Origin of the sequence: Caballeronia sp. NK8 (assembly GCF_018408855.1) — a bacterium.
Classification (GTDB): Bacteria; Pseudomonadota; Gammaproteobacteria; order Burkholderiales; family Burkholderiaceae; genus Caballeronia.
Genome location: NZ_AP024326.1, coordinates 966,547 through 990,573, shown reverse-complemented (window position 1 = coordinate 990,573; position 24,027 = coordinate 966,547). Strand labels below are relative to the sequence as shown.

General features: G+C 59.6%; 26 protein-coding genes. 10 read left to right on the top strand and 16 right to left on the bottom strand.

The window, feature by feature from the left end:
- Nucleotides 1-34: 34 nt before the first annotated feature.
- On the bottom strand, nt 35-1,276 hold the full coding sequence (locus NK8_RS37495) for a hypothetical protein (RefSeq protein ID WP_213233633.1): 1,242 nt from the start codon (nt 1,274-1,276) through the stop codon (nt 35-37).
- A gap of 392 nt (nt 1,277-1,668) precedes the next feature.
- Complete coding sequence (locus NK8_RS43920) at nt 1,669-2,343, bottom strand: nuclease-related domain-containing protein (protein ID WP_225936645.1); 675 nt, start codon at nt 2,341-2,343, stop codon at nt 1,669-1,671.
- A 398-nt stretch (nt 2,344-2,741) separates the two neighbouring features.
- Here NK8_RS43920 and NK8_RS37485 point away from each other — a divergent pair, with 398 nt between their 5' ends.
- The 6 genes from NK8_RS37485 (at nt 2,742) to NK8_RS37460 (ending at nt 6,602) form a co-directional block, all read left to right on the top strand.
- Entirely contained in the window at nt 2,742-3,041 is a 300-nt protein-coding gene (locus NK8_RS37485) for a hypothetical protein (protein ID WP_213233631.1), read from the top strand.
- 107 nt (nt 3,042-3,148) lie between these two features.
- Complete coding sequence (locus NK8_RS37480; protein WP_213233630.1) at nt 3,149-3,583, top strand: hypothetical protein; 435 nt, start codon at nt 3,149-3,151, stop codon at nt 3,581-3,583.
- Nucleotides 3,584-3,593: 10 nt separating this feature from the next.
- Nucleotides 3,594-4,376, top strand: a complete 783-nt coding sequence (locus tag NK8_RS37475; RefSeq protein WP_213233629.1) for a hypothetical protein — start codon at nt 3,594-3,596, stop codon at nt 4,374-4,376.
- Between the two features lie 11 nt (nt 4,377-4,387).
- Nucleotides 4,388-4,930: a single-stranded DNA-binding protein gene (locus NK8_RS37470; protein ID WP_213234049.1), complete on the top strand. Its 543-nt coding sequence runs from the start codon at nt 4,388-4,390 to the stop codon at nt 4,928-4,930.
- Nucleotides 4,931-5,185: 255 nt separating this feature from the next.
- Nucleotides 5,186-6,268 carry a primase-helicase zinc-binding domain-containing protein gene (locus NK8_RS37465; protein WP_213234048.1) on the top strand — a complete coding sequence of 361 codons (1,083 nt, stop codon included), beginning with the start codon at nt 5,186-5,188 and terminating at the stop codon, nt 6,266-6,268.
- Nucleotides 6,269-6,377: 109 nt separating this feature from the next.
- Nucleotides 6,378-6,602, top strand: a complete 225-nt coding sequence (locus tag NK8_RS37460) for a hypothetical protein (RefSeq protein ID WP_008343128.1) — start codon at nt 6,378-6,380, stop codon at nt 6,600-6,602.
- Between the two features lie 69 nt (nt 6,603-6,671).
- Here the strand turns inward: NK8_RS37460 and NK8_RS37455 are convergent, their stop codons facing one another.
- From NK8_RS37455 to NK8_RS37435, 5 genes are all read right to left on the bottom strand, one after another.
- Complete coding sequence (locus NK8_RS37455; RefSeq protein ID WP_145944637.1) at nt 6,672-6,890, bottom strand: hypothetical protein; 219 nt, start codon at nt 6,888-6,890, stop codon at nt 6,672-6,674.
- Nucleotides 6,891-6,962: 72 nt separating this feature from the next.
- On the bottom strand, nt 6,963-7,784 hold the full coding sequence (gene istB / locus NK8_RS37450; protein WP_035508514.1) for an IS21-like element helper ATPase IstB: 822 nt from the start codon (nt 7,782-7,784) through the stop codon (nt 6,963-6,965).
- Nucleotides 7,781-9,280, bottom strand: coding sequence for an IS21 family transposase (istA, locus tag NK8_RS37445; protein WP_062259294.1), 1,500 nt, complete (start codon nt 9,278-9,280; stop codon nt 7,781-7,783). The genes istB and istA overlap by 4 nt, the downstream gene beginning before the upstream one ends.
- 170 nt (nt 9,281-9,450) lie before the next feature.
- Nucleotides 9,451-9,603 carry a hypothetical protein gene (locus NK8_RS37440; RefSeq protein ID WP_213233628.1) on the bottom strand — a complete coding sequence of 51 codons (153 nt, stop codon included), beginning with the start codon at nt 9,601-9,603 and terminating at the stop codon, nt 9,451-9,453.
- A gap of 483 nt (nt 9,604-10,086) precedes the next feature.
- Nucleotides 10,087-11,118 (bottom strand): PRTRC system protein D, encoded by a 1,032-nt coding sequence (locus NK8_RS37435; RefSeq protein ID WP_225936581.1) that lies wholly within the window; start codon nt 11,116-11,118, stop codon nt 10,087-10,089.
- Nucleotides 11,119-12,896: 1,778 nt separating this feature from the next.
- On the opposite strand from NK8_RS37435, the gene NK8_RS37430 reads away from it, so the two are divergent.
- Nucleotides 12,897-14,042 carry an integrase domain-containing protein gene (locus NK8_RS37430; protein ID WP_213233627.1) on the top strand — a complete coding sequence of 382 codons (1,146 nt, stop codon included), beginning with the start codon at nt 12,897-12,899 and terminating at the stop codon, nt 14,040-14,042.
- 117 nt (nt 14,043-14,159) lie between these two features.
- On the opposite strand, the gene NK8_RS37425 is transcribed toward NK8_RS37430, so the two are convergent.
- From NK8_RS37425 to NK8_RS37390, 8 genes are all read right to left on the bottom strand, one after another.
- Entirely contained in the window at nt 14,160-14,300 is a 141-nt protein-coding gene (locus NK8_RS37425) for a hypothetical protein (RefSeq protein WP_213233626.1), read from the bottom strand.
- Between the two features lie 65 nt (nt 14,301-14,365).
- Entirely contained in the window at nt 14,366-15,031 is a 666-nt protein-coding gene (locus tag NK8_RS37420) for a Lar family restriction alleviation protein (RefSeq protein WP_213233625.1), read from the bottom strand.
- Nucleotides 15,032-15,130: 99 nt separating this feature from the next.
- Nucleotides 15,131-15,319: a hypothetical protein gene (locus NK8_RS37415; RefSeq protein ID WP_035511705.1), complete on the bottom strand. Its 189-nt coding sequence runs from the start codon at nt 15,317-15,319 to the stop codon at nt 15,131-15,133.
- 51 nt (nt 15,320-15,370) lie between these two features.
- Entirely contained in the window at nt 15,371-15,766 is a 396-nt protein-coding gene (locus NK8_RS37410; protein ID WP_213233624.1) for a hypothetical protein, read from the bottom strand.
- Nucleotides 15,767-15,836: 70 nt separating this feature from the next.
- Entirely contained in the window at nt 15,837-16,136 is a 300-nt protein-coding gene (locus tag NK8_RS37405) for a hypothetical protein (protein WP_225936580.1), read from the bottom strand.
- Nucleotides 16,137-16,144: 8 nt separating this feature from the next.
- The gene (locus NK8_RS37400; RefSeq protein WP_225936579.1) at nt 16,145-16,654 is read right to left on the bottom strand and encodes a hypothetical protein; all 510 of its coding nucleotides are present in this window, start codon (nt 16,652-16,654) and stop codon (nt 16,145-16,147) included.
- Nucleotides 16,655-16,708: 54 nt separating this feature from the next.
- Nucleotides 16,709-17,920, bottom strand: coding sequence for a DUF1173 family protein (locus NK8_RS37395; RefSeq protein WP_225936578.1), 1,212 nt, complete (start codon nt 17,918-17,920; stop codon nt 16,709-16,711).
- On the bottom strand, nt 17,904-18,233 hold the full coding sequence (locus tag NK8_RS37390) for a hypothetical protein (protein WP_213233623.1): 330 nt from the start codon (nt 18,231-18,233) through the stop codon (nt 17,904-17,906). Before NK8_RS37390 ends, NK8_RS37395 begins: the two co-directional genes overlap by 17 nt.
- Nucleotides 18,234-19,131: 898 nt before the next feature.
- On the opposite strand from NK8_RS37390, the gene NK8_RS37385 reads away from it, so the two are divergent.
- The 3 genes from NK8_RS37385 to NK8_RS37375 all read left to right on the top strand — a co-directional run bounded on the left by NK8_RS37385 (nt 19,132) and on the right by NK8_RS37375 (nt 23,358).
- Nucleotides 19,132-19,926, top strand: coding sequence for a hypothetical protein (locus NK8_RS37385; protein ID WP_213233622.1), 795 nt, complete (start codon nt 19,132-19,134; stop codon nt 19,924-19,926).
- Between the two features lie 63 nt (nt 19,927-19,989).
- Nucleotides 19,990-23,109, top strand: coding sequence for an SNF2-related protein (locus tag NK8_RS37380; RefSeq protein WP_213233621.1), 3,120 nt, complete (start codon nt 19,990-19,992; stop codon nt 23,107-23,109).
- Nucleotides 23,110-23,358, top strand: a complete 249-nt coding sequence (locus NK8_RS37375) for a hypothetical protein (protein ID WP_213233620.1) — start codon at nt 23,110-23,112, stop codon at nt 23,356-23,358.
- Nucleotides 23,359-23,623: 265 nt separating this feature from the next.
- Here NK8_RS37375 and NK8_RS37370 read toward each other — a convergent pair whose 3' ends face one another.
- Nucleotides 23,624-24,022: a Fis family transcriptional regulator gene (locus NK8_RS37370; protein WP_213233619.1), complete on the bottom strand. Its 399-nt coding sequence runs from the start codon at nt 24,020-24,022 to the stop codon at nt 23,624-23,626.
- Nucleotides 24,023-24,027: the final 5 nt, after the last annotated feature.

Below are 24,027 nucleotides of genomic sequence, written 5' to 3'. Positions count from 1 at the left end.
GTCGCGTCCGCCTTATCGTTATGGCAGGTACGTCTTACAGCTTTCGCAAACCCGTCTCAATCTCGATGAGGTGCTTGCGCATCATTGCGGCCAGCGTTTGGACCAACGGTTCATGCTGCCCAAGCCCATCGGAAGCTTGAACTGCTACCTGAGCCAGCGTGAGCTTGCCCGCGAATTGCTCAAATGCGGATAGCGCTTCTTGCATCGCTGCTTGAACGCGGTTAGCAGCTTCAATGGCGCCGGCCTCTTTTTTCCTGTCGGCCTCAAGTCGTTCCAACTCGGCGCGCCTCTCGACCAGCTGCTCTTCTAGCTGTTTGAGTTCAGCGTTGCGCTTTTCCAGTGATTCGGAAATGCTCTTATATCCAGCGGGAGTCGTCTCAACTTCCTTGATCTGGACTTCCGGCTTCCGGTTGAGCAGCGCGTTTCTTTCCTCGTTCAGTCTTGCAATTTCCTTGTCTTTGTCCGCAAGGTCCTTTTCAAGGTTGGCTAGGCCCGCCTGCCGACCGGTGTAATAGCTGTCCATGCGCTGTAGCTGGGCCTCTTTTTCGGCGATCAGTTTCGCAGTGGCGTCGAGCTGTTGCTGAAGCCGGTTCGCTTCGTCCTCCGCGACCCGCTGAGCGGTTTTGCTGTCCTCGAGCAGGGCCTCGTAGTTGTCTATCTCCACTTTGCGATCAGCGAGAGCCTCTTCCTGCTTCTGCAGCGTCGCCAGCATTTTGCGAACGTCTTCGCGGGTCATATGCTCGTTCGCCTGCTTCGCCGCGAGAATGGCCGCAACCTGTTCGTCGGTCACGTGGTCGGCAGCGAGGATGTCCAGTTCGCCGACGTTGAATACCCGGATAGCCTCGGTGTTGTCGAGGAACGCCTCATAGCAACGCATGTACTTGCGTGCTGCCGGCATCTTCACGCCGAGAGCCAAGTCGAAGAATGAATATCCCAACGTCGCGGCCCGTCGCAGGGCAGTTGTCTTGTTGCCCGACGTCGTGAGCAGCGCGTTTTTGATCAGGTGCATGGAGTTGATCAACAGGCCGCCTATCGTTTTAAGGTCGGTTGAAACTCGCGCTCTCGCCTCAGCGATCGTTACCATGTTCTCGACGAGCTGAGCGATGAGATCGGTGAACTCGGGGCCGTCTCCGAAAAGCTGCCGGGCAACCGTTTCGATCTTCGAGCGTTCGGCACCGCCGGCCGAAACTGGGCCAAAAATGTCGTCCAACGGATCGTGAAGTTCCGTTTTTCGCAATTGCAGGTTCTTCTTAGAATCGTCACTACTTGAGGACATAACTTCTCTCCAGATTTTGCAGCGCCCCGGCGCGCTGCGTTCAAACCCCGCGAGGACTTCGCTCGCGGATAGAAAATGGTGTCGGTACACAACTAGCCGCACCCGCGGGTGAACGCATTCACTCGCCACAGCGGCAGTTCTCATCCCGTGCAACCTTTTGCCGTCTGAGGACGTTCTTTCTCACAGATGTAAGGGATCGTAACGGCGGTCCCGAGCACGTCTCGCACCGAAAGACGCCGTTTTTACCCCGTCTTTCGCCTGCCGCGAGTGAAAGGTCGCGTTTTTGTCCACCTATCCAAACGTTTAACGGTTCGTTAATGAAACACTTAAGCAGCTTCTGAGCTCTGACGTGGAAGCGATTACCTAGCGGAAAAGCTTGAAACTTTCCTGAATTACCGGTATCTCGCGCTTCGCGCGGACCTTGTGCGCCATGAAACCTTCGATCGAGGCGTCCGCTTAGATGAGTATCGCTTCGCGGGCCTTGGCGACGTCCACCGCCGACCTGCCGGTGTACTCTGCACGCTTCGAACGCAACCAGCGGGGAGGTCGTCCAGTGCCAATAGATCGGTCGATAGTTCCGGATGGAGGGCGACTTCTGGCGACATGAAGAGACCCGCGCCAGCAACCGGCCATATCGCAGGAAGCTGCTCTCGGAGGAAGCGGATCTTGCTGCGGTTTTGTTCTATAGGCGAGCGGGGCTCGTCCGCCTTTCCGTCGGGCGCAATGCGTGTCAGCATCGCGGTGCAACTCGACGGCGCGATGCGGCCGGACCAATTCTTCGTCTCGAAAACGAAGACGCCGAACGGCGTAATCGCGAGGTGATCGATCTCTGCGGTAGGGAACGCAGTCCCGGGAGCATGTTCTATGAGCAACGTCCCTTCGTGCAGGTAGAAGTTATCGCCGCACAGCCACCTGAGGGTCGTTCGAAGCTTTGCTTGAGCCAGAGCCTCGCCGGCCGCACCGATATCGTCCGACGAGCGTTTTGCGCGATGGGCGCTGCGCGAACGAGATCGGCTCCGCCGCTTGATGGCTTTGAATACGTGATAGCCGCCGACTGCGACAAGCATTTCGAAGAACATTCGCTGCCTCCTGTTGAGCATGTAACTAGCATGCCAAGGGCAAATGGAAGTCAAGTGAGCACCGCGGCGCTGCCACGTTCCAAGCCGAAAATCGAAAGGCGGTGTGAAATTGGGAGCTTTCGCGCGCACGCGCTCGCGGCCCACGCGTAAATTGCCTGTTATCCCCGCGTCACCGACGCATCGACCCAAGCCGCCGCTGAGCATGAGTGCGCGCGCTTGCGATCTCTTCTTCCATCCGCAGTGAGTTGCTTCCGCCACGCCTTCATCGAGCCGTGACGAAAGCGTCTCTCCGCGCGCCCGTTTTTCCCTGCTCACCCGAGCATCGAAAACCATCCAGCGCTGTACTGGCTGGACATCCCCTAGTGCGTCTTTTTCTGGAGAGAAAAATGCCGAAGCAGTTGGTCATGAAGGCGATGAAATCGCCCGGCTGGTTGGTCGCTGTTTGCTTTGCGTTGTGGCTTGCTGCGCACTCGTTCTTCGCCTTTCTGTTTGTTTCTGCCGCCGTCGCTGTATGGATCAAGAGATCCATCAAGGCGGCGCTGAAAGAGGAGAAAGCTGAGGATCCGATGGCGCCAGCGCACGCCGTTGTCGCTCCGGCTACCGCCGAGGCCAGCGTCACGCCCATCAAACGTCAGTACGCCAAGTCCGCAGTGGTCGTTCCACTTAAGACAGGCACCGACGACTAGTCGCTACGCCTGAATGTCAAGACTGCCCGCGCGGGCGGTCTTGACCCCTCACCCCAACGGGAAACCATCCCGTTGCGGGCATGGGTTCCCGTTTATCGGAGATTCCCATGCAAGCAGAAGTAGCAGCATGGCAACTGGACATGTTCGACGCTCCTCCAGCGCCGATCACGCGTGCCCGAGCCAAGCCTGATCCTCTGCCCGATCCGCATCTGTGGAGCGACGCGGTAAAAGACAAAATGGTCGACGCGTTGATCAGTCTTGCGACTGACAGCAGACGCGGCGACAACATGCCCGAGTCGTTGATGGACTGCGCTGTACTGTTTAGCGAGCGACTCAGAAACAGAAAGAAGATGGACCTCGAAGACTACCGAGCAACGCTCGGCTGGGTCATGGAGTTCTGGAGCGGGGCGCTGCCGTATCGGTTCGTCTGCCAGATCAACGGCGTCGATCCCGAGTTCTTGCAAGACGTCATCCTGAGCAACCCGCTGCTCAAGCGCGACATGGAAGAAGTGCGTCGCGAGTGCTTCGGCACGCTGGTGTAGGAGGCCGACGATGAGCACATCAACATTCGGCCGGCTGATCGGGACGCTTTTCGGAGTGACGCCGCAGCCGCAGCGTCGCAGCGACAATCCCACAAGCCATTCATCCCCGATTGAGGTCGGTAAGGGCGGTGCCAACGAACGGCACATCGCCATCGCAGGGCAACCGATGTTGTTCCGCGATGAAGGTGGAGTCGTCGTGCAGTTTCGTCCGGCGTTCGACTACGAGCTGCGACCAACGGCTGTCGGCATGAAGCTGATACCGGCGCTCGCGCCGCACTGGGAAGTGCTGCACGAGTACAAGGGCACGTTGACCGACGCCATCGCGGCTGCACTCAAGGGCGCTCATGCGCAAGACACGCCTTCGCCCGACGCCAAACCCGTTCGACCAGTCAATGTCAGCGACGCGCGACCCCGGCCAGAGGTTACGGACGCCGTCACGTCAGCGCCGCCTCGACCCGCTGAGTCGTCACATCGGCGGACCGAGCGCGCGAGGTACGGGGTCTTGAGAGAGTGGGGGGAGAAACGATTCCCCGATGGCAAGCGCCCTGGCAAGACGTATGAATCGTTTTGCTTGACGCTCGAGCATCGCAGCGAGACGCACGTTCTCCAAGGTGAGGGCCTGCGCGACGCGATCGCAGAGTCGGCCTGCCGCATTGGCGACCGCGTTGAAGTCAAGCGGATTGGCAAAACTAAAGTGCCGGCAGTCGATGGACAGGGACGGCCCAAGCTAGATGCCCGCGGCGAGCAAGTGCTGTGGGACAAGTGGCTTTGGTCTATTTCCAAAAAATCTTAAAGGAGTTAGTTATGGCATCAGTAAACAAAGTCATCCTCGTCGGCAACCTCGGGGCTGATCCTGAGACGCGATACCTGCCAAGCGGCGATGCGGTCGCCAATATCCGCCTCGCAACGACCGACCGCTACAAAGACAAGGCCTCGGGCGAAATGAAGGAGCAGACCGAGTGGCATCGAGTGTCGTTCTTCGGTCGGCTGGCTGAGATCGTCAACGAGTATCTGAAGAAGGGCTCGTCGGTGTACATCGAAGGCAGAATCCGCACGCGCAAGTACACGGATCAAGCCGGGCAGGAGCGGTACTCGACGGAAATCGTCGCAGACCAGATGCAAATGCTCGGCGGCCGCTCTACGGGCGATCGCTCATCCAATGACGGCTTCGAGAGCCAACGCCCTACACGTCAAGAACGTTCGCAGCAGCCGCGATCGAGCAACCCGGCGCCGGCGAGTCGCGAACCGCAATCGACATCGTATGGTGGAGGCGGAGGCTTCGCAGATATGGACGACGACATACCCTTCAGGTCGCATCTGATGGGCCGCGAGTGGGCTGCGATCTGATCCCGTAACGGCTCACCTCACCTCCTGTTTTTCCTCACCTTCGTTGCTTCGTCGAACCGGAAACGGTCGGCGAAGCCGCGAAGCGTCTCTTTCTTACGCGACACGGACTCATTCGTCGCTACACCTACGTTTCGCTTTCCCTGCTGAAAAAAGCCGCCCGCCGTGCTCGCCTCGCGCGAGTCGGGCGGCTTTTTTGAGCACGGTTTCACCGCCTGTTCAGGCATCGACCTCAACCACACCACAACTGGAGTGACAATGAATGTAAAGGACGTCAAGCTGTCCCCGGAACAGTGGATTGCGTTACTCCAGAAGTATGGAGTGCCCGCAAGCTCACTGACTGGGAAGGGCGCCCCCTGTCCCATCTGCGGCGGAAACGACCGCTTCACCTACGACAACAACCGCGGTCGCGGCGACTGGGTCTGCCGCAAGTGCAACGACGGCGACCGAAAAGCCGGCGACGGCTTCGAGCTCATCTGCAGGTCCGCCGGAATGACCTTCCGCGAACTCATGATGGAACTTGAAGGCGGCAGTCTGGCCGATGCACGGCAAAACCGAGCGCAACCGTCGGCCCCGGCGCCTGGCCGAAAGATCGATCCCGAGTGGGCGCGCAAGCGCCTCGACTCGATGTGGGATCGAGCGACGCTGGTCGGTTCCGATGGCCTCGTTCCGCGATACCTGCGCGAACGGGTGCCGGGTTTGATAGTCGCACCGTCCTCAGCGTTGCGCATGGCGATGCTCGATTACCGCCACGAGAAGAAAGTTATCGGTCAGTGGCCGGGCATTCTCGCCCGCTTCACGCTGCCGGACGGCCGTCTCGGAACGCTGCACCGCACGTTCCTTGAACGCTCGAAACCGGCGAAGGCGTCGATCGTCACTAACGATGGCGAGATCCTTCCGGCCAAGCTGAACGACGTGACGTTGCATAAGCTCAACGGCGGCGCAGTCCGGCTGATGGATCCGGTCGACGGTGAAATTGGCGTCGCCGAAGGTCTTGAGACGGCGTATGCCGCGCACATGCTCTTCGGTGTGCCGGTCTGGTATTGCCTGAACCGAATCCTTCTCGCCGATTTCGTTGTGCCGAACGGCCTCGGAATCCGCGTCGTTCATATCTTCGCGGACTTCGATGCGGTCGATCCCCGCACCAGCAAATCGCCGGGCGTCGATGCTGCGCTGAAGCTGGCGAAGCGGCTGCGAGCTGAAGGCTACACGGCTATGGTTCACCGGCCCAAAAAGCGGGAAACCGATTTTGCCGACGAGTGGTGTGCGTTTCAGGCAGCGCATCGGCCTGCAGTGGCATTGGTGGTGCGCCGCGACGAACGCGAAGCACTGCACGTTTGATTTTGATTCCGCGGCCGTCTGGCCGCTAACAGTAACTTTCTGCCCGGTGGGGATTCGTCCCCGCTGGGGCCGCAATCCGCCCGAGCTTATATCCAATGGAGAAAAGGAAATGAGCTTCAGCATGATTGTTGGCCGGTATGAAATCGTGGCGACTTCCGGTGTTGAGAACGGCTCGGTCAGGGTAGGAAAGTCGCAGGCTGAAGCCTATGACGTCATCGACCGGAAGCGAGGCGGTCATGCCCGACTGGAGAAACAAGGCGTCACGCTGGACACTGCTTGGTTTTACTGCATTCGTCGACAGGCGAGCGCACAAGGTGTATCTCTGCTGCATTGATTACCCCCTGAAGACAAAAGCCCCGACCATTGGTCGGGGCTTTTCAATTTGTGGCTCGCGGTTCAGAGGCTACTTGTAGCGCACGACGTACCACAAACGCCACCTCAGGACGAAAAACGTGACCTTGAGGAAAGGCACGAGGAGGCCGGTCGCCCAAAAAATAATGAACGCGCCTGAGCCGATCAGCACTTGAGTCAACCCGCTCTTTGGCAGATAGGCACAGACCCACATCACGAAGAGAGACGCCATGGCGATGATGAGGCGTCGCGCAAAAAAGGGCAGTGCCATGTAGATTGTCAATTACGATGGCCGCCCGGGCGACAACTATCTTGGCCGGTCGACGGGGTTAGTTGTCGCTGCTCAGCTCGGCATAGTTGTCGCTCCTTCCGATTCGGGGTGGGGTAATTGACGCCGCCGCGCGCGCTTGTTGTCATCGGCACTGCGACGCCGGTAGCTCTCCACGTTCAGCTCGAAGATCGTCGAGTGATGCACCAGTCGGTCGATGGCGGCGACCGTCATTGAGGGATCGGGGAAGACATCATTCCAGCCGGAGAACGCGGCGTTGGCCGTGATGAGAAGGCTTCGACGCTCGTATCTTTCCGCAATCAATTCGAACAGCACGCTCGTTTCGGCCTGGTCCTTTCTGACGTACGACAGGTCATCGAGGATGATCAGATCGAAGTGATCGAGCTTGGCGAGCATCGATGGCAACTGCAGGCTTTGGCGTGCCGCCTGCAGCTTCTGCACGATTTCGCCGGTGCGTGTGAACAGCACCCGGTACCCGGCGTCGATCAGCGCATGACCAATGCCGGAGCCTAAATGGCTCTTCCCGGCACCCGGTGGCCCAAACAGCAGGATCGTGGCGCCTTTCTCGAGCCACGAGTCGCCGCTCGCGAGCGCCATTACATGTGCCTTGGACACCATTGGTACCAAGCCGAAGTCGAAGGCCTCGAGCGTCTTGCTTGGGTCCAAATGCGATTCGACGCGATGCCGCTCGATGCGCCGTTTCGCGCGCTCGGCCAGTTCGTGCTCGAGCAGCGCGCCGAGCAGGCGCGTCGATGGCCAGCCTTCCTTGTCGGAGCGCTGTGTGAACTCGGACCATAGCCGCGCGATCGTCGGCAAGCGCAACTCGGTGAGCATCAGCCCCATACGGGCGGCATCGTAAATTGCGGGCGCGTTCATACCGATGCCTCCTCGCCAAGCAGCGTGTCATAGAGAGCGGCCGTCGGCATGTCCACAGCCACGTCTGGGCATTGCGCCTGCCGCGGCGCAAATTCATTCTGTAGTTGCTCGAGATCGGGCAGCTCGCCAGCGGCGAGCAACGCCTCGAGCCGCTCAGCAAGAACGGCCTCGACTCCGTGATTCGCGGCCAGTTCCAGTAAGCCGACCATGGTCTTGCAGGCTTCGCGCTGCGTGAGCCGAGCCTCAAGCCGCTCCCACGTCCGGCGGTACGCCTCGCGCGGAAACAAGTCGTCGCGAAACGCTAGCCCCTTGAACGCCTGGGGCTTGCGCTTGAGCGCCTCAATGAAGTGCCGGTAGTCGAGCTTGCGACGGCGGCTATTGGCCGCATGCGAGCCCCGTGCTGTGCTGTGCACGAGCGCGCCGGACAGATAGCAGTCGAGGTGATCGGCATAGACGCGCACCTTCAGACGGTGACCAATCAGGCGCGACGGCGCGCTGTAGAGAATGCCCCGCACGGTGAAGGTGCCACAGCGTGTCACGCGTGCTTCCTCTTCGATGAAGTCGGTCGTGCGATGTGCGGGCAAATCCTGCAAATGTTCGCGCTCAGCGTTAAACGCCGCTGCGTTACGGCGGTTACGGCGCATGACGACGTCGCGAACAAACGCGTCATAGGCAGCCCGATCGTCGAAGTCGCGATGGCCACGCAGCATCAGCGCTTGGTCGATCGCCTCCTTCAGATGGCGGTGCGAGGATTCCACACTACCGTTCTCATGGGCCACGCCGACGTTATTGCGCGTGCCGGCCATGCCGTAATGCACCAGCAGTGCGTCATAGCGAGCCGTGAAGTCCTCTTCAGTCTGCAAATTCTTGAACGCTGCCGATAGGCTGTCGGTGCGATGCTCATGCGGGCAGCCGCCGGCTTGCCACAGCGCGTTCTGTAATCCGGTGGAGAGGGCCTCGAAGCTCTCGCCACCTTCGACGACATAGGCATATTCCCAGTGCGAGAACGCGAGCACGAAGTGATAGAGCCGGTGATCGAGGGGCGCACCGGCGACCGTCACGCGCAGATCCCGCATGTCGGTAAAGTCCGAGAGCCCCTGCACGCCGGGCAAGTGCTGCTGCGGGAAGAAGATCTCCTTGCCAGGGCCCTCGAGTGCGCGCCATTGGCTGACGCGCCGCTCGAGCGTACGCCGCATGCTGTCAGGGAAGAGGCCCGGATGCGCCTCCTGCAGCTTGCACAGCAACGTGATGGCCTTGAGCCGGGGCGCGTGGCGCAGCAATGGCACGACCTCGCTCTCCCAAACTTCCGCGAACGGATCGTGACGTGTACGCCACGCGCGTGATGGCTTCTGCGACGGCAGACGGCCCTCATGCTCGATGCGCCGGGCCGTGCGAACGCTCATGCCCGCCATCGCCGCGGCGACTTCCTGAGTGTGATGTTTGCGCTTACTCATATAGAGTCGGACCTGCTGGTCCGTCACGTAGGTTCCAGGCATGGCTGTTCGCTTCTTGTTCGACGCGATCAGCCATCGTAAAACCCCGTTACTCCGGCGCCGCCGGTAGTTCGTCGTCTCCGGCGGCTACGCCGCCTTCGACTCCTCACCACCGGCCAAGGTAACTGTCAAAGGACCGGCCAAGATAATTGTCGTTCTCTAGTGCCATGAATTTAGCGTACATCATCGGCTCCGTTGGCTTGGCGGAACAGAGCGCGATGAAACAAATAAGCCGCCTCCCAAGCAGCCAGCGCGGCGGCCACGAAAATCCACATGCGAACGCCGCGAGTCCAGTCAAGCTGTGCCAAGTTTTCGATGAAGCTCATTATCCCTCCGTTGCGTTTGCAGATTGCACTATATGTCCCTATTCTGCCAACAACTAGGCGAAGTCTAGCCGTCGACGAAAGCCCACGCCGCTGCGCTTCTGTTGGCGCTAAACGCCGATCTGCGAAGCGGCATGTGCCTCCTCGATCTAGCTCAGGCTCACCCTACGTTCAAGTTTTCGGCCAGGAACGCGTAGTCGAAATCTGGCTGATCATCCTGCACTGGCGCGATTTGCTTAGCAGCGACGGGAGTTGCCTCGCTGGGCGCAGGACCCCCTGCAGCTTTCGTCGTTGCGGATGCGTTGGCCGACCTTGGCGTGCTAGTCACTCCTGCACGCGGAACCTGGACACTGCCCCGCAAAGCATCTTCTGCTAAGCGCTTGAGCAGCGCTGCGCGTTGCCTCGGATTGGAGACCGCAACTAGAGCATCAAACAACGTTGGCGTCGCGATCTCGCTGATTGTTACCTTGATCTCCAAAGCGCCTGTCATGCGGGCACCGCTTCCTTGTGCTTCTTGTCGCGCAGCAGCGTTGCCTCACCAGCGGCGAGGAACCCCCTGACATTCGTGAAGCATGGTTCTGCCATATGGTCGATCCTCAAATGGGGAAACCGCGCTTGAATCTCGGACCTGTAGAGAGCCGCACCGCCACCAGTGAGGACGATGGAGCGAATATCGACTGTGTTCTTCACGCCCGCTTGGATAGCTTTAACCGCTGCGTCGATAACCGTCTGCGCCGCTGGCAGAAACTCCTGCAGGTCATAGTCGTTCCCGTTAAGCAGGAGAGTCGATCCCGTGCGCAGCGCCTTATCGATCCGCTCAATTCCCTGCGTGTCGATATGCAGTTTCTCCTTAATGACAGCGGCGATGGCTTCGTAATAGTGAGACGCGCCGCTGTGGTGACCTCCGCTGCGCTCTTCGTCGATAGTCAACCCGGTTGCCACCACCCAATCAGTTGTGAAGTAGCCGACGTCAATGATGAGGTGCGGGTCCTCCTTGTCGAACTCGTGGTAGCGCGAGAAGTTGACCAGTGCGCCGAGAGGCTGCGGAAGCACGATGACGCTGCCGACATCGAACTCAACATCGCCGTATGCATTCTTACCGGCGAATGCACTGCGCAAATGAGCAACGTGGGTGTGGAAGTTCCTCATCGGTAGGCCGAGAACTAGGCGGTCGACCGATGCGATGTTCGCGAAGTGAAACGCGCCGGCGAGCAGCGCGGCATAGCTTGCAGTCGTGCAATAGTCGTCGTTAAGTGTCGCTCCCGCGTCGCCGTTACGCGAGCTCAACAGCACGCCGGGACCGACCTGATAGCGCTTTCCCTCGACGTCCACCGCGACAGTCTTGGGCGTCGTGATCAAACCCGCGCTCTCTTTGGCGATCGTGTGCGCCTTGTACGGCGGGGTCAGCGACGGAAACATAAAGGTCGACACGTCGGAGCCGTTGCGGAAGGCGATCTTAGTGTTGCCATATCCGACGTCAACAGCAAGGACGGGTGCATGTACTTTCATGGTGTTCATTCTCTCTCCAGAGCAATTCGATAGGTTCAACCCATCTTCCAGTTACCTGACAGAAAAGTGGTAGATAGACGTACGCGCAGATTCCTTTTGTCGAAACGTCCGGATAACTGTCAGTTATCTCTCCATGAACGGTGAGAAGGCGAATCGACGATCTGAAGCGCCTCAATCTGTCACTTATCAAGACGAAATCGGGTGGAAGAGTCCCCGTTACGCCTGTCCAACTCTACAGATCGGCGCGCAATGTCAAGGAAGCAAAAGCTCGCAACATTTAGGCAGCTTTTAACTCTTTACATGGTCACGGTGCCGGTATTCTTCTAATCACCAACCGCGCGCATGCGCATCGACCCTCCTGAAAAGGACCATCGAGGGGACCGCTTTGCCTAGCGAAAACCCCCTCTGTCACGGCCGCAAAATGAAGCGGCCTTTTTCTTAATCTAATCAAGTTCAAAGCGACCCAAAGTGAGGACGCTGGACACGCGATATCCATTGGGTTTGCGGGCGGTTTTGCCCGAGTGTCCGAGATGAGACGGATTGGGAGCGCGCGGACACTTGTCCGTGGCTGCTCTTTTTCCAGCTCAAGGAGGATGGACGCATCCTTACAGCACACGACGCTGGGTACGTTGCATGAGGTCCGACACACCGCGACCGAGTGAACGCGCTTTGGGATGGGGGACCAGCGGCAAGCTGCTCCCTGTACGGAAGACGAACGGGCGGCGCACCCGGAAAAAAGCAGCGCAAAAAGATTACCGAGCACTTGGCCGAGGTCGTGCCGCCGCAAAGGCGGGGCACACCGGCGCGCAACAGCGCGTCTAGGGCCGGCGCGGTAGCCGTGGCAGCGGCATAGCCGAACCGCACAGTTAGCTGTACGCGGTTCGACTGCAGGGAGCAGCAGGAGATACACAACGACGAGAGATTCCGCGAAGCGGGCGCGCGTTGGAAGTACTCCGGCAGCAAATCAGCGGCAGTCAACACGCGAAGCGTGACGACTGGCAGCACGCAGCAGTACGGAGGTCGATGCACGTTTCTTCCACGTGCGGGGCTATCGAATGGAATCGCTAAAGGACAGGAAGGCAGGACCCGGCGGGGATACGCAGCAGCTGTGCGGCAAGACTTGGGGATAGGCTCCCGAGGTATGCGGCGCGGTTGCACAGGAGGCACCGCGCGTAGATGAGCACGGTTACTGACTCGTCTCATAAAGGAGGCCGCGCTTCCTAGAGCCGCTAAGAAATGACGTTTCAGGAGCAGAACTCGTCTCGAATTACATGGCCATGGCGTCGTATGAGCTGAACCGGTACCGCGCCAATGCGAGCGCTGATGTGCCCTGAGTTGATCCGCACGTCAGGCGCTGATGCACTGACGCGATTACTGTGTGCGTGGACGCCTAGGGCAGAACAGGTATCGAACTTCGCCACCGTAGCACTGGGGCACTACAAAGACGAAGGCGATGCGAATGGAGCACAGCCACAGCGCTTCTCAACTGCCCCGAAGCAAAGCCAACGACGTCGGATTTTCACGCTGGTAGATCACGCCTTCGAGGCTGAAGTTGCGTGGTCTCTATGGCGGCTGTCGATTACCTACGGTTTCGACGATACGCGATCCAGGCGAAGAGCACTCCGGCATGCGGCGATAGCTGGATGGATTTCTGGCACGTGCGCGGGTGGCGGAGTCCCGAATGGGTTTCCGCGGTCGTGCCAGTTAGAAATGGCATTTGAGAGGGGCCGAGCAATGTACTCGGTGGCCGAGACGCGGCAATCAACAAACGAGGAAGGCGCATCCGAATGACAGTAACCGTCTATGTGAAAGGCATCATTGCGGGCTATCCCGAGCTTCCCCCCGCGTTCCGGGATGCCCTGGAGAAAATTTTCACTCCGAACGTCAATCGTGTTCACAGCCGTACCCGTGTTAGCAATAAGCCGATATCGGTCGGGACACAGGAACCCCGACTGCAAAAGCTTTGCCGTTCTTTTGTTGAGCTGCGCCAGATCGGCTATGCGATACAAACACCGTATGCGCTCAAGGAAAAGCACATCGAAGGGCTGGTGGCCCTATGGCACAAGGACGGCCAGAGTCCCGGGACCATCGAGAACAAGTTGACGTACTTCCGCGCGTTCTCGAACTGGATCAATAAGCGGAACTTGGTCAAAAAGATGTCGGAGTACATCGATCCAGCCGCCCACGACTTTCGGCGCACATCTGTGGCGACTGAGGACAAGTCATGGGAAGGCAGGGGGATCGACGCGGTAGCTATCATTGAGGAAATCGCGAAGACGGAGCCCGTGGTCGCGGTGCAAATGAAGCTGCAGGCGGCCTTCGGTCTACGGGTCGAAGAGAGTCTTCTGTTGAGGCCTAAAGATGCAGTCCGTAAAGACGGAAAGCTCAGCGTGGTCCACGGCACAAAGGGCGGTCGCGTTCGTGTGGTGCCCATGGAGTTCAAGATGGATGTCCTACTTGAGGCTGCTCAACACACAAACCGCTCTACGGGCTCGACTATCCCCGACGGCTATACCAAGACTCAGTGGAAGGACCACTTCTATACGGTTCTCAAACGCCATGGTGTGACGAAGTCTGGCTTGGGCGTTACGTGCCACGGCCTGAGGCATCAGTTCTTGCAGCAAATGTTTGAAAAGTACACCGGCGTTCCTGCGCCGATCAAAGGCAGCGATCAGAGGGCCGACCCGGCGCTCCACCGCGAAGCGATGCAAGCCGTGGTTGAGGCGGCCGGCCATAGCAAAGAGCAAAAGGCCGGTGCTTACCTGTCTAGCTTTTCTGTCCAGAGGCGACTGAAGGCGCCTAAGCCGACAATTGAACAGGTCCAGGAGGCACTGGCGGCAAGCGACGGCAATAAAAAGGCAGCAGCGAGCGCGCTCGGCATCTCCAGAACGGGCCTGTACCGGATTTTACAATGCGAAAAGTGTGCCGAATAAGGGGGAGGTGAATATTCGGCGCGTTTTGTATCAGGGGTTTTGCTGTTTATTTTCAACAACTTGATTGTGAGCGCCGCTGATGTGGGACGCTCTCCGGAGAGCGTCTCTTTGCGCTTGTCAGTCCAAGAGCCAGCCCAACTGCGGGCTTGTCATCGCGTGATACGTCAGGATCACGCCGGGGGCGAGCAAGGTAAAAAGCTGCGGCGCGAGTTTGTAGCGAAGCCGGTAGGCGGCGACGATGTACTGAATGGGCGACATATTCGGTCCTTGTTGTGTGTAGTTTGTAGGTCGCTTCAGTATGATCGGAACCGAATGAAGTCAAGTCACCAGCGGTTGCGGTCGGGGAGGTCATCGACCGCCTCGTTGACGCTGTTCTCAAAGTTGCCTTCGTCACCGCCTGTCGCGGGAATCCGGGGAAACTGGACCGAAGCGATTCCGTCAATGTATATGCGCTTCGCTAGCTGCTGGAGCTTTCGATACCGCGCCGCATCGCGAAGGACTGTGTCGACTGGCCAAAACTCGCTCATTGTGATTTTGCTGTCGGCGATTTTCTTTGCGAGCATCTGGAAAATGGGCCCGCGTTTCTCCCAGTCGTCCTCGTTCCTCGAGAGAAGATCAATTAGGTAAGCAGCGTCAACTGCGCTGATTTCTTTCCTGACGAGCTGGAGCAGATCTCCCTCGGTGGCTTTCGGCCGCTGCATCCGCGCATTCCAAATCTCGCCAGCCTTATCCAGTGCCGCATAGCGGTCGTTACCGATCGGGATCCAAGGCGTCTGCATCCCGCATTCTTCGCAGAAAATGCAGCAGACCTTCTCGTAGGGGACGTCGTACGGTGAGCGCGGTTCCATGTCTTGCATGGGCGGCGCCAGGCTGCTGCCGAGGCGAGCGAAGTCGCGCTCAGGAGCCGACGGACGGCCGACTAATCGCTGGGAGAATCCGAAAGACCACTTTCCGCCGCAATGGTCGCAGGGAAAAAGCTCGTCAGTCATGGCACTGTCCTGTCGCCGGCTCGCCGGCGGTTCTAGTTTTGTAAGCCGCCGTAAATTATAGCTACGTGCGTGAGGACGACCGACCGCGCTGGCCGAAAGTCACCTTTCCAGCCGGCCCACTAGATTTTTCAATGCCACCAGTTGCTTTTCCAGTTCATCGGCAGACAGTCGATGCAACTCGCGTTCGTCGTCGCTCAGCGGGATGCCGTTCGGCATGCGCTCACTTTCGACGATGTCGCGTAGTGCGTTGATCGCGGTTCTCAACGCCAAATTCGGACCGACCTTCATCGCGAGTACCTCCTTGAGAGGATAACGGCGCGAAGCGTGAGTCGAGGGACGTCATGCCGCTACGCGGTTCGCCGCAATCCCATTGTAGTTTTCGTGACTGACGAGGCGTAGCGGTGCGAGCGATGGGGCGTCAAAGAGCAGGCGATAGGATCGGCCAACCGGTACGGAAACCAGCTTGCCGGCCGAGGACTTGATGAACTTTCCGTCGAGCGAAAATGGATGCACGCCGCTACTGACCTTTGCGAGCAGATCTCTTGCCTCTCGTTGTACGGCCGAAAGGTGTCGCACGATGGAGAGGTCGATCGGATCGTCGGTGGTCGACACTCGCTTCGCAGCGCGCTTCTCTTCGAGCGCGAGACGGCGCTCATCCTCCTGCTTCTCTTCAGCCGCGCACGCGTGGCAGTACTTGCCCTTGCCGCTGTGACCGCATTCGAAGGTTCGTTTCATGTTGCATTCCTGAGTCGTTGGTGATCTATTGCACCACTGTTCGACGGTTGGTCAAGTGTCGGTAGACGACTTATTCAGGCTTCTTTTCGCCCGGCAACATCGCATCGAGTTCCTGCGATAACTCTAGGATCCGAGCGTCGGCGAGCTCGATTCGAGATTTGAGCCGGTCGATGTGAGCCATCGCAAATGCATACTGCTCGGACAGCATCGACAGCGCCCAAATAGGACTGAGCGTGACGTGACAGATGGCGCACATGACGATATCGCTCTGTTCGACGAGCCGAAGATTTCGGTGTGCACACTGGGCCTCAACGTCGCAGGGCGTGTTGGGAGCGACGGCTCGCCTGCCGAAGGGAATGACCTTGCGCATCGACGGTTTTATGAATGGCGCATGGCCGGATTGATTGGCGAAGTCTCGACGGATGCAATGGCGTTGGGCGCGAACAGGACGCTGGAGATGGGCGGGTCGCGGCGATAGTGGAGTTCAACGGCATCGAGGAATTCGCGAAAAGACGCGGTATCACCGGCGGCGATCCCCTGGTCCCGATTCGCGAAGCGAAGGTCCGTTGGCGCGAACGCGTGCTGCTCTAGCCATTTAACGTGATCAACGTTTGGCAACCACCACCGGTTCCAGCGTATGGTGAAAGCGAGCCATCCCTTGCCTGAGCGCTCCAGTTCGTCCCAAGTTGCGTGGAAGTCGAGTATTGCACCGAGGGAACTGAAGAACACCGCGCGCAGGGACGTTTCGTCCGCAGCAGCAACGACGATCTGCTTGCGTCGTTCGTCGACGGCGTCGATGGTGCTTGCCATCGCGAGCGCCGGGTATTTCACTTGCCAGTCGGCGTTACGCGCGACTGCACGATTCAGAAAGAACGAGTTCGAGGCCATATCATTTGCTCAACAGTTACGGATGCGCTCAAAGTATCCTGGAAGGAGCGACCGTCAAGTCAACGGTTTAGGAAGCCGTACTGACGCGAGGTCGGCCGGCGGTATCCACTCAACGCACGGCTTTGCGTCGCGCGCGTACAGCGCCTGTTTCTCTTTCTTGCGGGCAAGGTATTGCTCATTGCCTTGCATCCCATAAATTTCGATCGCCGTCGGCTGTCGGGTATCGGTCAGTTGAAAGTCGGGCAGCATGACGTCGCCGGCCTCGAGCCTCAAAGGCTTGATGAAACGTCGGCGCTCGGCAACGAGCCGGTTTGCCATCTCCACCTCATAGCTCGAATCGCAGGGAACGAAACTGCTGCTGCACAGTTGCAGCGCAAGGTCGATGATCCGAAGATTTCCGTCCCTTGTCCGCTCGACCAAGGCGAGAATCACGACGCGCGCGCTAGCGTTACCCGTCATCGCCCAGGCGGACCTGAACGACGCGGCGGCGGATTCGATGACGGATGTGGAGGCAAAGAATGTGCGCTTCGTCTGGCGCAGCGTGACGACGAAGCCGTACTTCGAGGCCACCACGCCGCGGAGCTCGCCGAGCACCAATCGGCGTTGAGAAGCTTGGGGTGTGGTCGTGATCTCGTCTAGAAACGCATTGAACTCGGCGACTATTGATTGCGCTTGGCTTTCGTCGTGTCGACGCATGACATGCAAGACCTCGTGGATGGGCTTACCGTTAAGCTTGCCATCGCCAAGAGCGGCCACGAGCTGTGCGTTGCACTGACCCCAACCGCGCGTGAAACCTCCTTGCCAGACGTGCAAATTGGCCTCGAGCCAAACGCGTTGCAGAAACCCAAGGAGCGGTGCGGCGCGGCGAGCTGTCGTGGTGAGCGAGGAGCCGCCTTCAGCGCGTATCGACCGTTCGAGCGTTCGAATAGATAGCGAGGCGTCGAGCTTGACGTTCAGCCCTGCGGGCGTTTGCTGGATCGCACTGAGGGCGTCGGGCGTTCTTCCATCTTTGATGGGCGCTGCGGCATAGAACGGACATGAGATCTCGTTGTGGTTTGGCCCGTCGTCAGGCCATCTTGCGAGATGAAAAAGCGCGCCATAGCGGCGCACAACGAGACGCAGGAGTTTGCCCGCGACGCGCTCCCGGCAGCGGCATACAGCGTAACCCGGTGACTTCTTTGCGCGTTCGAGCTGGCGTGCGTACCGCGCCGGGTTGTCTTGAACGTCTTCTAGTGCGACGGTGAGTCCGTCAAACGACACCTGCACTATGTTTTGACGCCTCGCTCAGTGTCAGGTCCGCCTGATGCGCAGGAACCTTGTGTATGTGTGCCCGGGTCCCGAGGAGATTGGCCACTTTGCGCACGCTCAGGCAAAACTGCTCGGCGTGCTCGCCGCTAGGAAAGCGAAGGCCGATCGTCTTTACAGCGCCGGGCGCTGCTTCATCGCGCGAGAAGACGGAGCCGGTACCGACCAGCGCGTCGATCCAGCTGTCGGGGAAGCCCGGAGACGGTACAGAGTCAGCACGCGCGCCGGCGGGGTCCTTCGCGAAGTCCTCGAAGCTAACAACGATCAGATTCATCTTGTATCGGTAAAGCGAGGTTGGATGGCACGGCGCTAGCGGCAACTGTGTCGGCTTCGCGCGTCACTCGGCCGCGAGCCACGTGCGCGTCGTAGAGCGCAACGGCTCCCGTAATGGCGACAATCGCACTGAGGCCACATGCCGCCAGCAAAGCGGCCAAGCGTTTTTCGTTGGAAGCGAGTTCCGCAGCGCGTAGTCTCTCTGCTGAGGCCAGGTCACGTCGCTGCGCTGCTAGGGCTGCAGCAAGCGCCGTCTCGTCCCTGAAGCCGTATTTCGACAGCAGCAACGGACGGCCTGCTGCCGAGACGTGTTCCATCGCGTCGGTCAAGCCCTGAAGTCGTGCGGCGATGCTGGTATCAACAACGACCGGACGGCTGAACGTTCGATCGTGAATTGGCGCGCGACAACGCTGACCGCTCCGGTCATGCCGATGGCTGAGGCACTGAGGAACGCGATGGTCGCAATGTGACTTACTTTCATGGACGTGCTCGAAGGGATTGCACGCACGCGCGTGCATCTCGAAATTCTGATCTCAGCAGGCCAGCGGCGGACCGGCGAAAGGGACCGAAATCGTTGCGCCTTTTGAGGTGGATGCGCGCGCTTGCGCGTTTTCCGCCAACCGTAGATGTATCGCAAACATCGGGAGGCGGCTGAGGTTATCCCCAAGGTTAGCCACAGAAACTGTGGATAAGGTCTGAGCACGAAAGGCACCATGAAAAGATCGCCTTTCGTGTCAGCGGCGGAACCTCGTGCATGTACTGTTGCACTATCACCCGCGCTTCTAGCGCATCGACGATGCGGCGCTTAGCAAGCTCACCGCGCAATCCATCTCTTTTCTCAACCCGCAGGGGCATGTCCCCTTTGCGGGCGTGCGCCTGCTCATTTCTTGGAGCAACGCATGTACACACAACTGATCGAGCAGTTCAAGACGGCCCAAACGGCAGCAGCAGTGGCCTATCGCGCCGTCGTTCAGGCGGAGCGCGATGTCTTCGCAGACGGGCTGACAGAGTATTCGGCGATGGAAGTGCGCAGCGAATACAAGGTCGAACGCGAGCTCAACACGTTCTGTCGTAGGGTGCTGTCCCGGCTTGTGATGGAGGCAAGCCGCAAGTTCGCGCCCGCCGGCGGCAGAATCGAGATCGACCAGAGTCGCGAACTCGACCGATGCGGCCTCGATATCGAAGAGGATCTGAGGAAAAACAAGATCCCTGACTTGGACGGCTTCTGGCAACACCTCGAGCGGACGTTCGGCGGTGAAGCCGGCGAGCGCGTTGCGTTCGAGCAGGCAGCCAAGGCCATCGTCGACGGCTTCTGGCTGAAGCCCGATACCGAGATCAAGCGCACCAGCAGCGCGGTGATTCTCGAAAAGCGCGTCACCTCCCAGTCGTGCTTCCATTCGAAGGGGCAACGCGAGGTGTATTACTCCTCTCAGCAGGCGGTCGCCACAACCTTCGACGGCTTGGCGACCTTCGCGAAGCAGCATCATTTCGGCGCGCTGGCGATGCAACTGCGCAACTTCAGCGTTCACCGCCTGACGTTCTCCACCCGCGAGAAGCTGTCGTTCACGGGGCTGGAGATCGTGCTGTTCAACGACAAGTGGCAGTTCAAGTTCGCTCACGACGTGGGTGACGCGTTGTCCCTCTTCATTAGTGAGTTCGGCGCCAAGTATCTCGCCTCGCGCGACCGGTACTAAAGCGTCCACCGTTTGATCGTTTCGACCCGCTCCGGCGGGTCTTTTCTTTTCTAGAGGGAATTCATGCAGAGAGATCTGTTTTCGTTTGAGCGGGACTGGTACGAGCCGTTGCGTGCGATCAGAAGTTTGGGATCGCAGGCACCGTCGGTCGCCCATCAGGGCGAGCTGGCAGCGGCACGGCGTCAGCACCTCGGCCAGTTCTTCACGCCGGACGCCATTGCGGCGTTCATGTGGAGCTTCGTCAGCGGCTGGAAGCTCAATCGGCATATCCGGATCCTGGATAACTCGGTCGGCTCCGGCCGGCTGCTTCAGTACGCAGACCCGGAACGCCATGCCGTGTACGGCGTCGACGTGCACGCCGATGTCATCCAGCAGTGCCAGAAGGTGTTCGAGGAGGGGGGATTTAATTGCGAGTTCCGGCAGGCTGGCATGGAGGACATCCATCCGACGCGCTTTGATATCGCACTGATCAATCCGCCGTTCTCGATCCATCTTGAGTCGCCGCACCTGCAGACGCTGGAATGCACGACGTGGGGCCGGTACGGCGCGCACACCAGCGCGTTGAGCCACGACTACGCCGTGCACCAGGCGCTTGAGGCGGCGAATATCGTCGTCGCGCTCCTGCCGATCACCACCGCCGAGTCGATGATCGCGGGCGAGCAGGGCGACCGCGTGAAGCGCCGCGCGGCTGGCCTGTTCGAACTTCCAGCGGACGCGTTCAAGCTGGAAGGCGCGAACGTGCGCACGGCCGTGGTGGTGTTCGACCGTTATCGCGATCGTCCCTCGGACTTCGTGCGTGCGTTGGTTGACGATCTGGCCAAGCCAGGCCCAGACCTCGGGCTGCACTTCGAGGAGCGATCCTTCGGGGAAGCTCGGCTGCGGCTGCAGAAGCTCGATGACAGCGTGCCGTTCATCACGCGTGTGGTCACGGGCGACAAGTCTGTCAAGGTCTCGCACGATGGCCGGCGCATTCGCTTGTCGTTCGCATGCGGCTTCAACGAAGCGATGGTGCTCAACGCGGTTCTCGTGAAGCGCATTTACTCGCGCGACGGCCACCGGCTGCCGCGTGGCTTCCGTTACTCCGGGCAAGGCTTGCTGGATATGGAAACGTATCTGGTGCAAGACGATCCGGTTGCGGCCTTTGGTCAGTTGCTTGATCGAATCCGCAGCGTCGGTGGCGAGCCGCAACTCGCGCCCGGCTTCATGGAGCACTTCAGCAGACGCATGCGTCGCAGCGTACGACAGGCGATACCGCTGCGGCACGTGGCGTGGACAACTGGCGCTGGATCGCGAGATCAGGTGTCGGGCATCGCGAAAGAGACCCACAAGGTCGATGCGACCCGCTGGGCCAGTCCGCTCATCAAGGCGGGCGACGAAGTCCACTTTGATCGTGAAACCGACGGGCGGTACCGATACGCGCTGCATGGCGTTGGGTATCACCTGTCGGTCGACGAGCTCAATGCGCGGTTCGCGGTCGAGAACGTCAACGAGGGATGGGAAGTGGTGCACGAAGGTCTGTGCGCGCGCTTTCCCGACCAAGCCGCGGCGCTGCGCTCGCGCGTGAAGGCGCTCGGCGTCGATCAGTGGCTCGATTGGGAGTTTCAGGTCGATGATCTGATCGAAACGCTGTTGAAGCCGACTGGATGCATCGTCGCGTGGGAGCAGGGGTGTGGCAAGTCCCGGCTCGCATTGGCGCTGATCCTCGTCTCGGGCGTAAAGCACGGCCTCATCGTTGTTGAGTCCCGGCTCATCGAGGAGATGTTGAAGGAGATTGCCCAGTTGCCGATCGCGGCCGATCACGTGAAAGTGATCGAGTCAGCGGCGGACCTCGGCGATCTGCGGCGCATCAATCTCATCTCGTATGAGCGCCTGCGTATGCCGGTGGACAAAGCCGCATCTGCGCACGTGACGTATGCGCATCGACTGCGGCGTCGCATCGGCCTGCTGGTGGCCGACGAAGGCGAGCGCCTCGCCAATCCGACAAGTGATCAGAGCCGCGCGCTTTGGCAGCTTTCGGCTCGACGGCGTTTTGTCCTCACAGGCAGTCCGATTCCCAACTATCCAAGAGATGCGTTCGGTTTGATTGCGTTCTCCGGTGGCGATGGAACGGCGGCTCAGCCTTATGGCTATCGCGTGGGCTATCTCGAGCAGAACTGGATCAATTCGGTGGAATACGCGATGCGCGGCGTCGATCGATTCAGGGATGACTTCGTGGTGCTGGAGTGGGTGACGTGGCAGTTCGCGGAGAGCCTGCAGGATGGGGCGAAACGCGAGGTGCCGAAGATCGGCGACCTGCATCTCTACCGCGCGATGCTCGCGCCGCACATCAAGCGGCGGCTGGTCGCAGAGCCTGAGGTGTCGCGCTACATCCGGATCGAACCACCGCAGTTCGAGGTGGAGACGGTCGACTGGGATCGCGGGCATCTGGCCGCGTACCTGCGCGCTGCTGACGAGTTCGCCGATTGGTATTGCTCATCGCGCGATGACAAAAAGGCGTGCAACCTGGTGACGATCCTCGCTCGTATCCGTGCTGTTCACTTCGCTGCCAACTATCCGCAGTTCGGGATGGAGGGCGTGGAGTACATCGGCGGGCTGACAAGCAAGCAGCGCGCGATTGTGGCGCGCATGCGTGCGATCGCTGCGGAAGGCAAGCAAGCAATCGTGTTTGCCGAGAACCCCGGCGTGCTTGATTTTCTTGCGCGCGAGCTGGATGCGCATGGTGTTCAGACAGTCCCGTTTCATGGCGAGATCCCGATCAAGCGTCGCGTGGCCGATAAGGACAAGCGCTTCTTGGGCGGACTGGCAACCGGGCTGATGGCCACCAAGGCATCCGGCCGCGCCGGCTACAACCTGCCGAACGCTGACTACATCCTCTTCTATGACCGCTCGTGGACGTGGCGCATCGAGTATCAGGCGATGCGGCGCGCGCTGCGATGGAACCGGAAGGGCGTCTTGAAAGTCGTGTATTTCCATCTACCAGGAAGCATCGACGAGTATCAGGACCAAATGGTCGCGCACAAACGTGATGCGACGCAGGCGGGGCTGGACTGGGCGACGCCGGAACTGGACGACGAGACCTTCCTTCATATGGACTCCCTGCTAGATCGTTTCGTCGATGACCTCGCATTGCTGTCGGCGGAAACGTCCGGCGACATGCGCAAACTTTTGAAGGAGGCAGCGTAAATGCCGAAGGACTCGAACGTGTATGTGGTGGTCGGGGAGGGCGTCGTCACGGTTAAACGAGAAGGCTCCAACCGCGCGGTGCTGGCGAACGTCCTCGGCAAGGTACACGTCGATGGCGTCGAGGTGCTGTGCCTCGACCGTCTCATCCATGAAAGCCATGAGCAGCAGTTTGGCGAGTGGACTTTGGCGGGGGCAGTCACGACTTTGTTGTCTCGATCTATGCGGCCAGCGACTGGCGCGGCCGCATAGGACGCAGCGGCATCCGTGCGGTGCCGCTTGTAACAGCCTTTGATCACAACCCGGCTTTCGAGCCGGGTTTTTTGTGGGTTCTTCGAGGCTTTTCGGGAACGGACCGTATGCGACCCTGAACCGCCGCTCGAACTCGCGCGACCGTGAAGACCGCTGACAGCAGTGAAACGGTCGTTCAAGAAGCTGATGCAGGTCGAAGCCATCCATCGCCGCCAAGCGGGGACTAACGGCGCATCGAATCGATTCTGCACAAAGGTTGCTTCACTCAGACAGGCTGCTCCTGGCTTGTTGCGTAGTTGGCTCTTGACCCGTTCGACAAACGCGTATTCACGATCTGCAATTCACTGAGGGGGACAATGGCGAGCTGATGGTCAAGTAGGTTAAGGATCTCCGCAAGAATCGCATATGCTTCTCCATCGGCGAGCCAATCGCCCTTTTCGAAGCCCAATCGGTGGCGACGCAAAATGGCATCCTTCGCGTCACGAAACAACCCCGTTCGCACTCCTTGGCCGCAAAATCGACGGAGGAGCAGGGCCGTGTGAACAACTTGAGCCATGCTTCCTACGTGATACTCGCTCCCGCATCCGCTGCGCATGACTTCCAAAGTAAGGTGATAGTGCAGCGAGATTTCGTTCGCGATGGACTGCTCGATGGGAAACTTCATGCGAT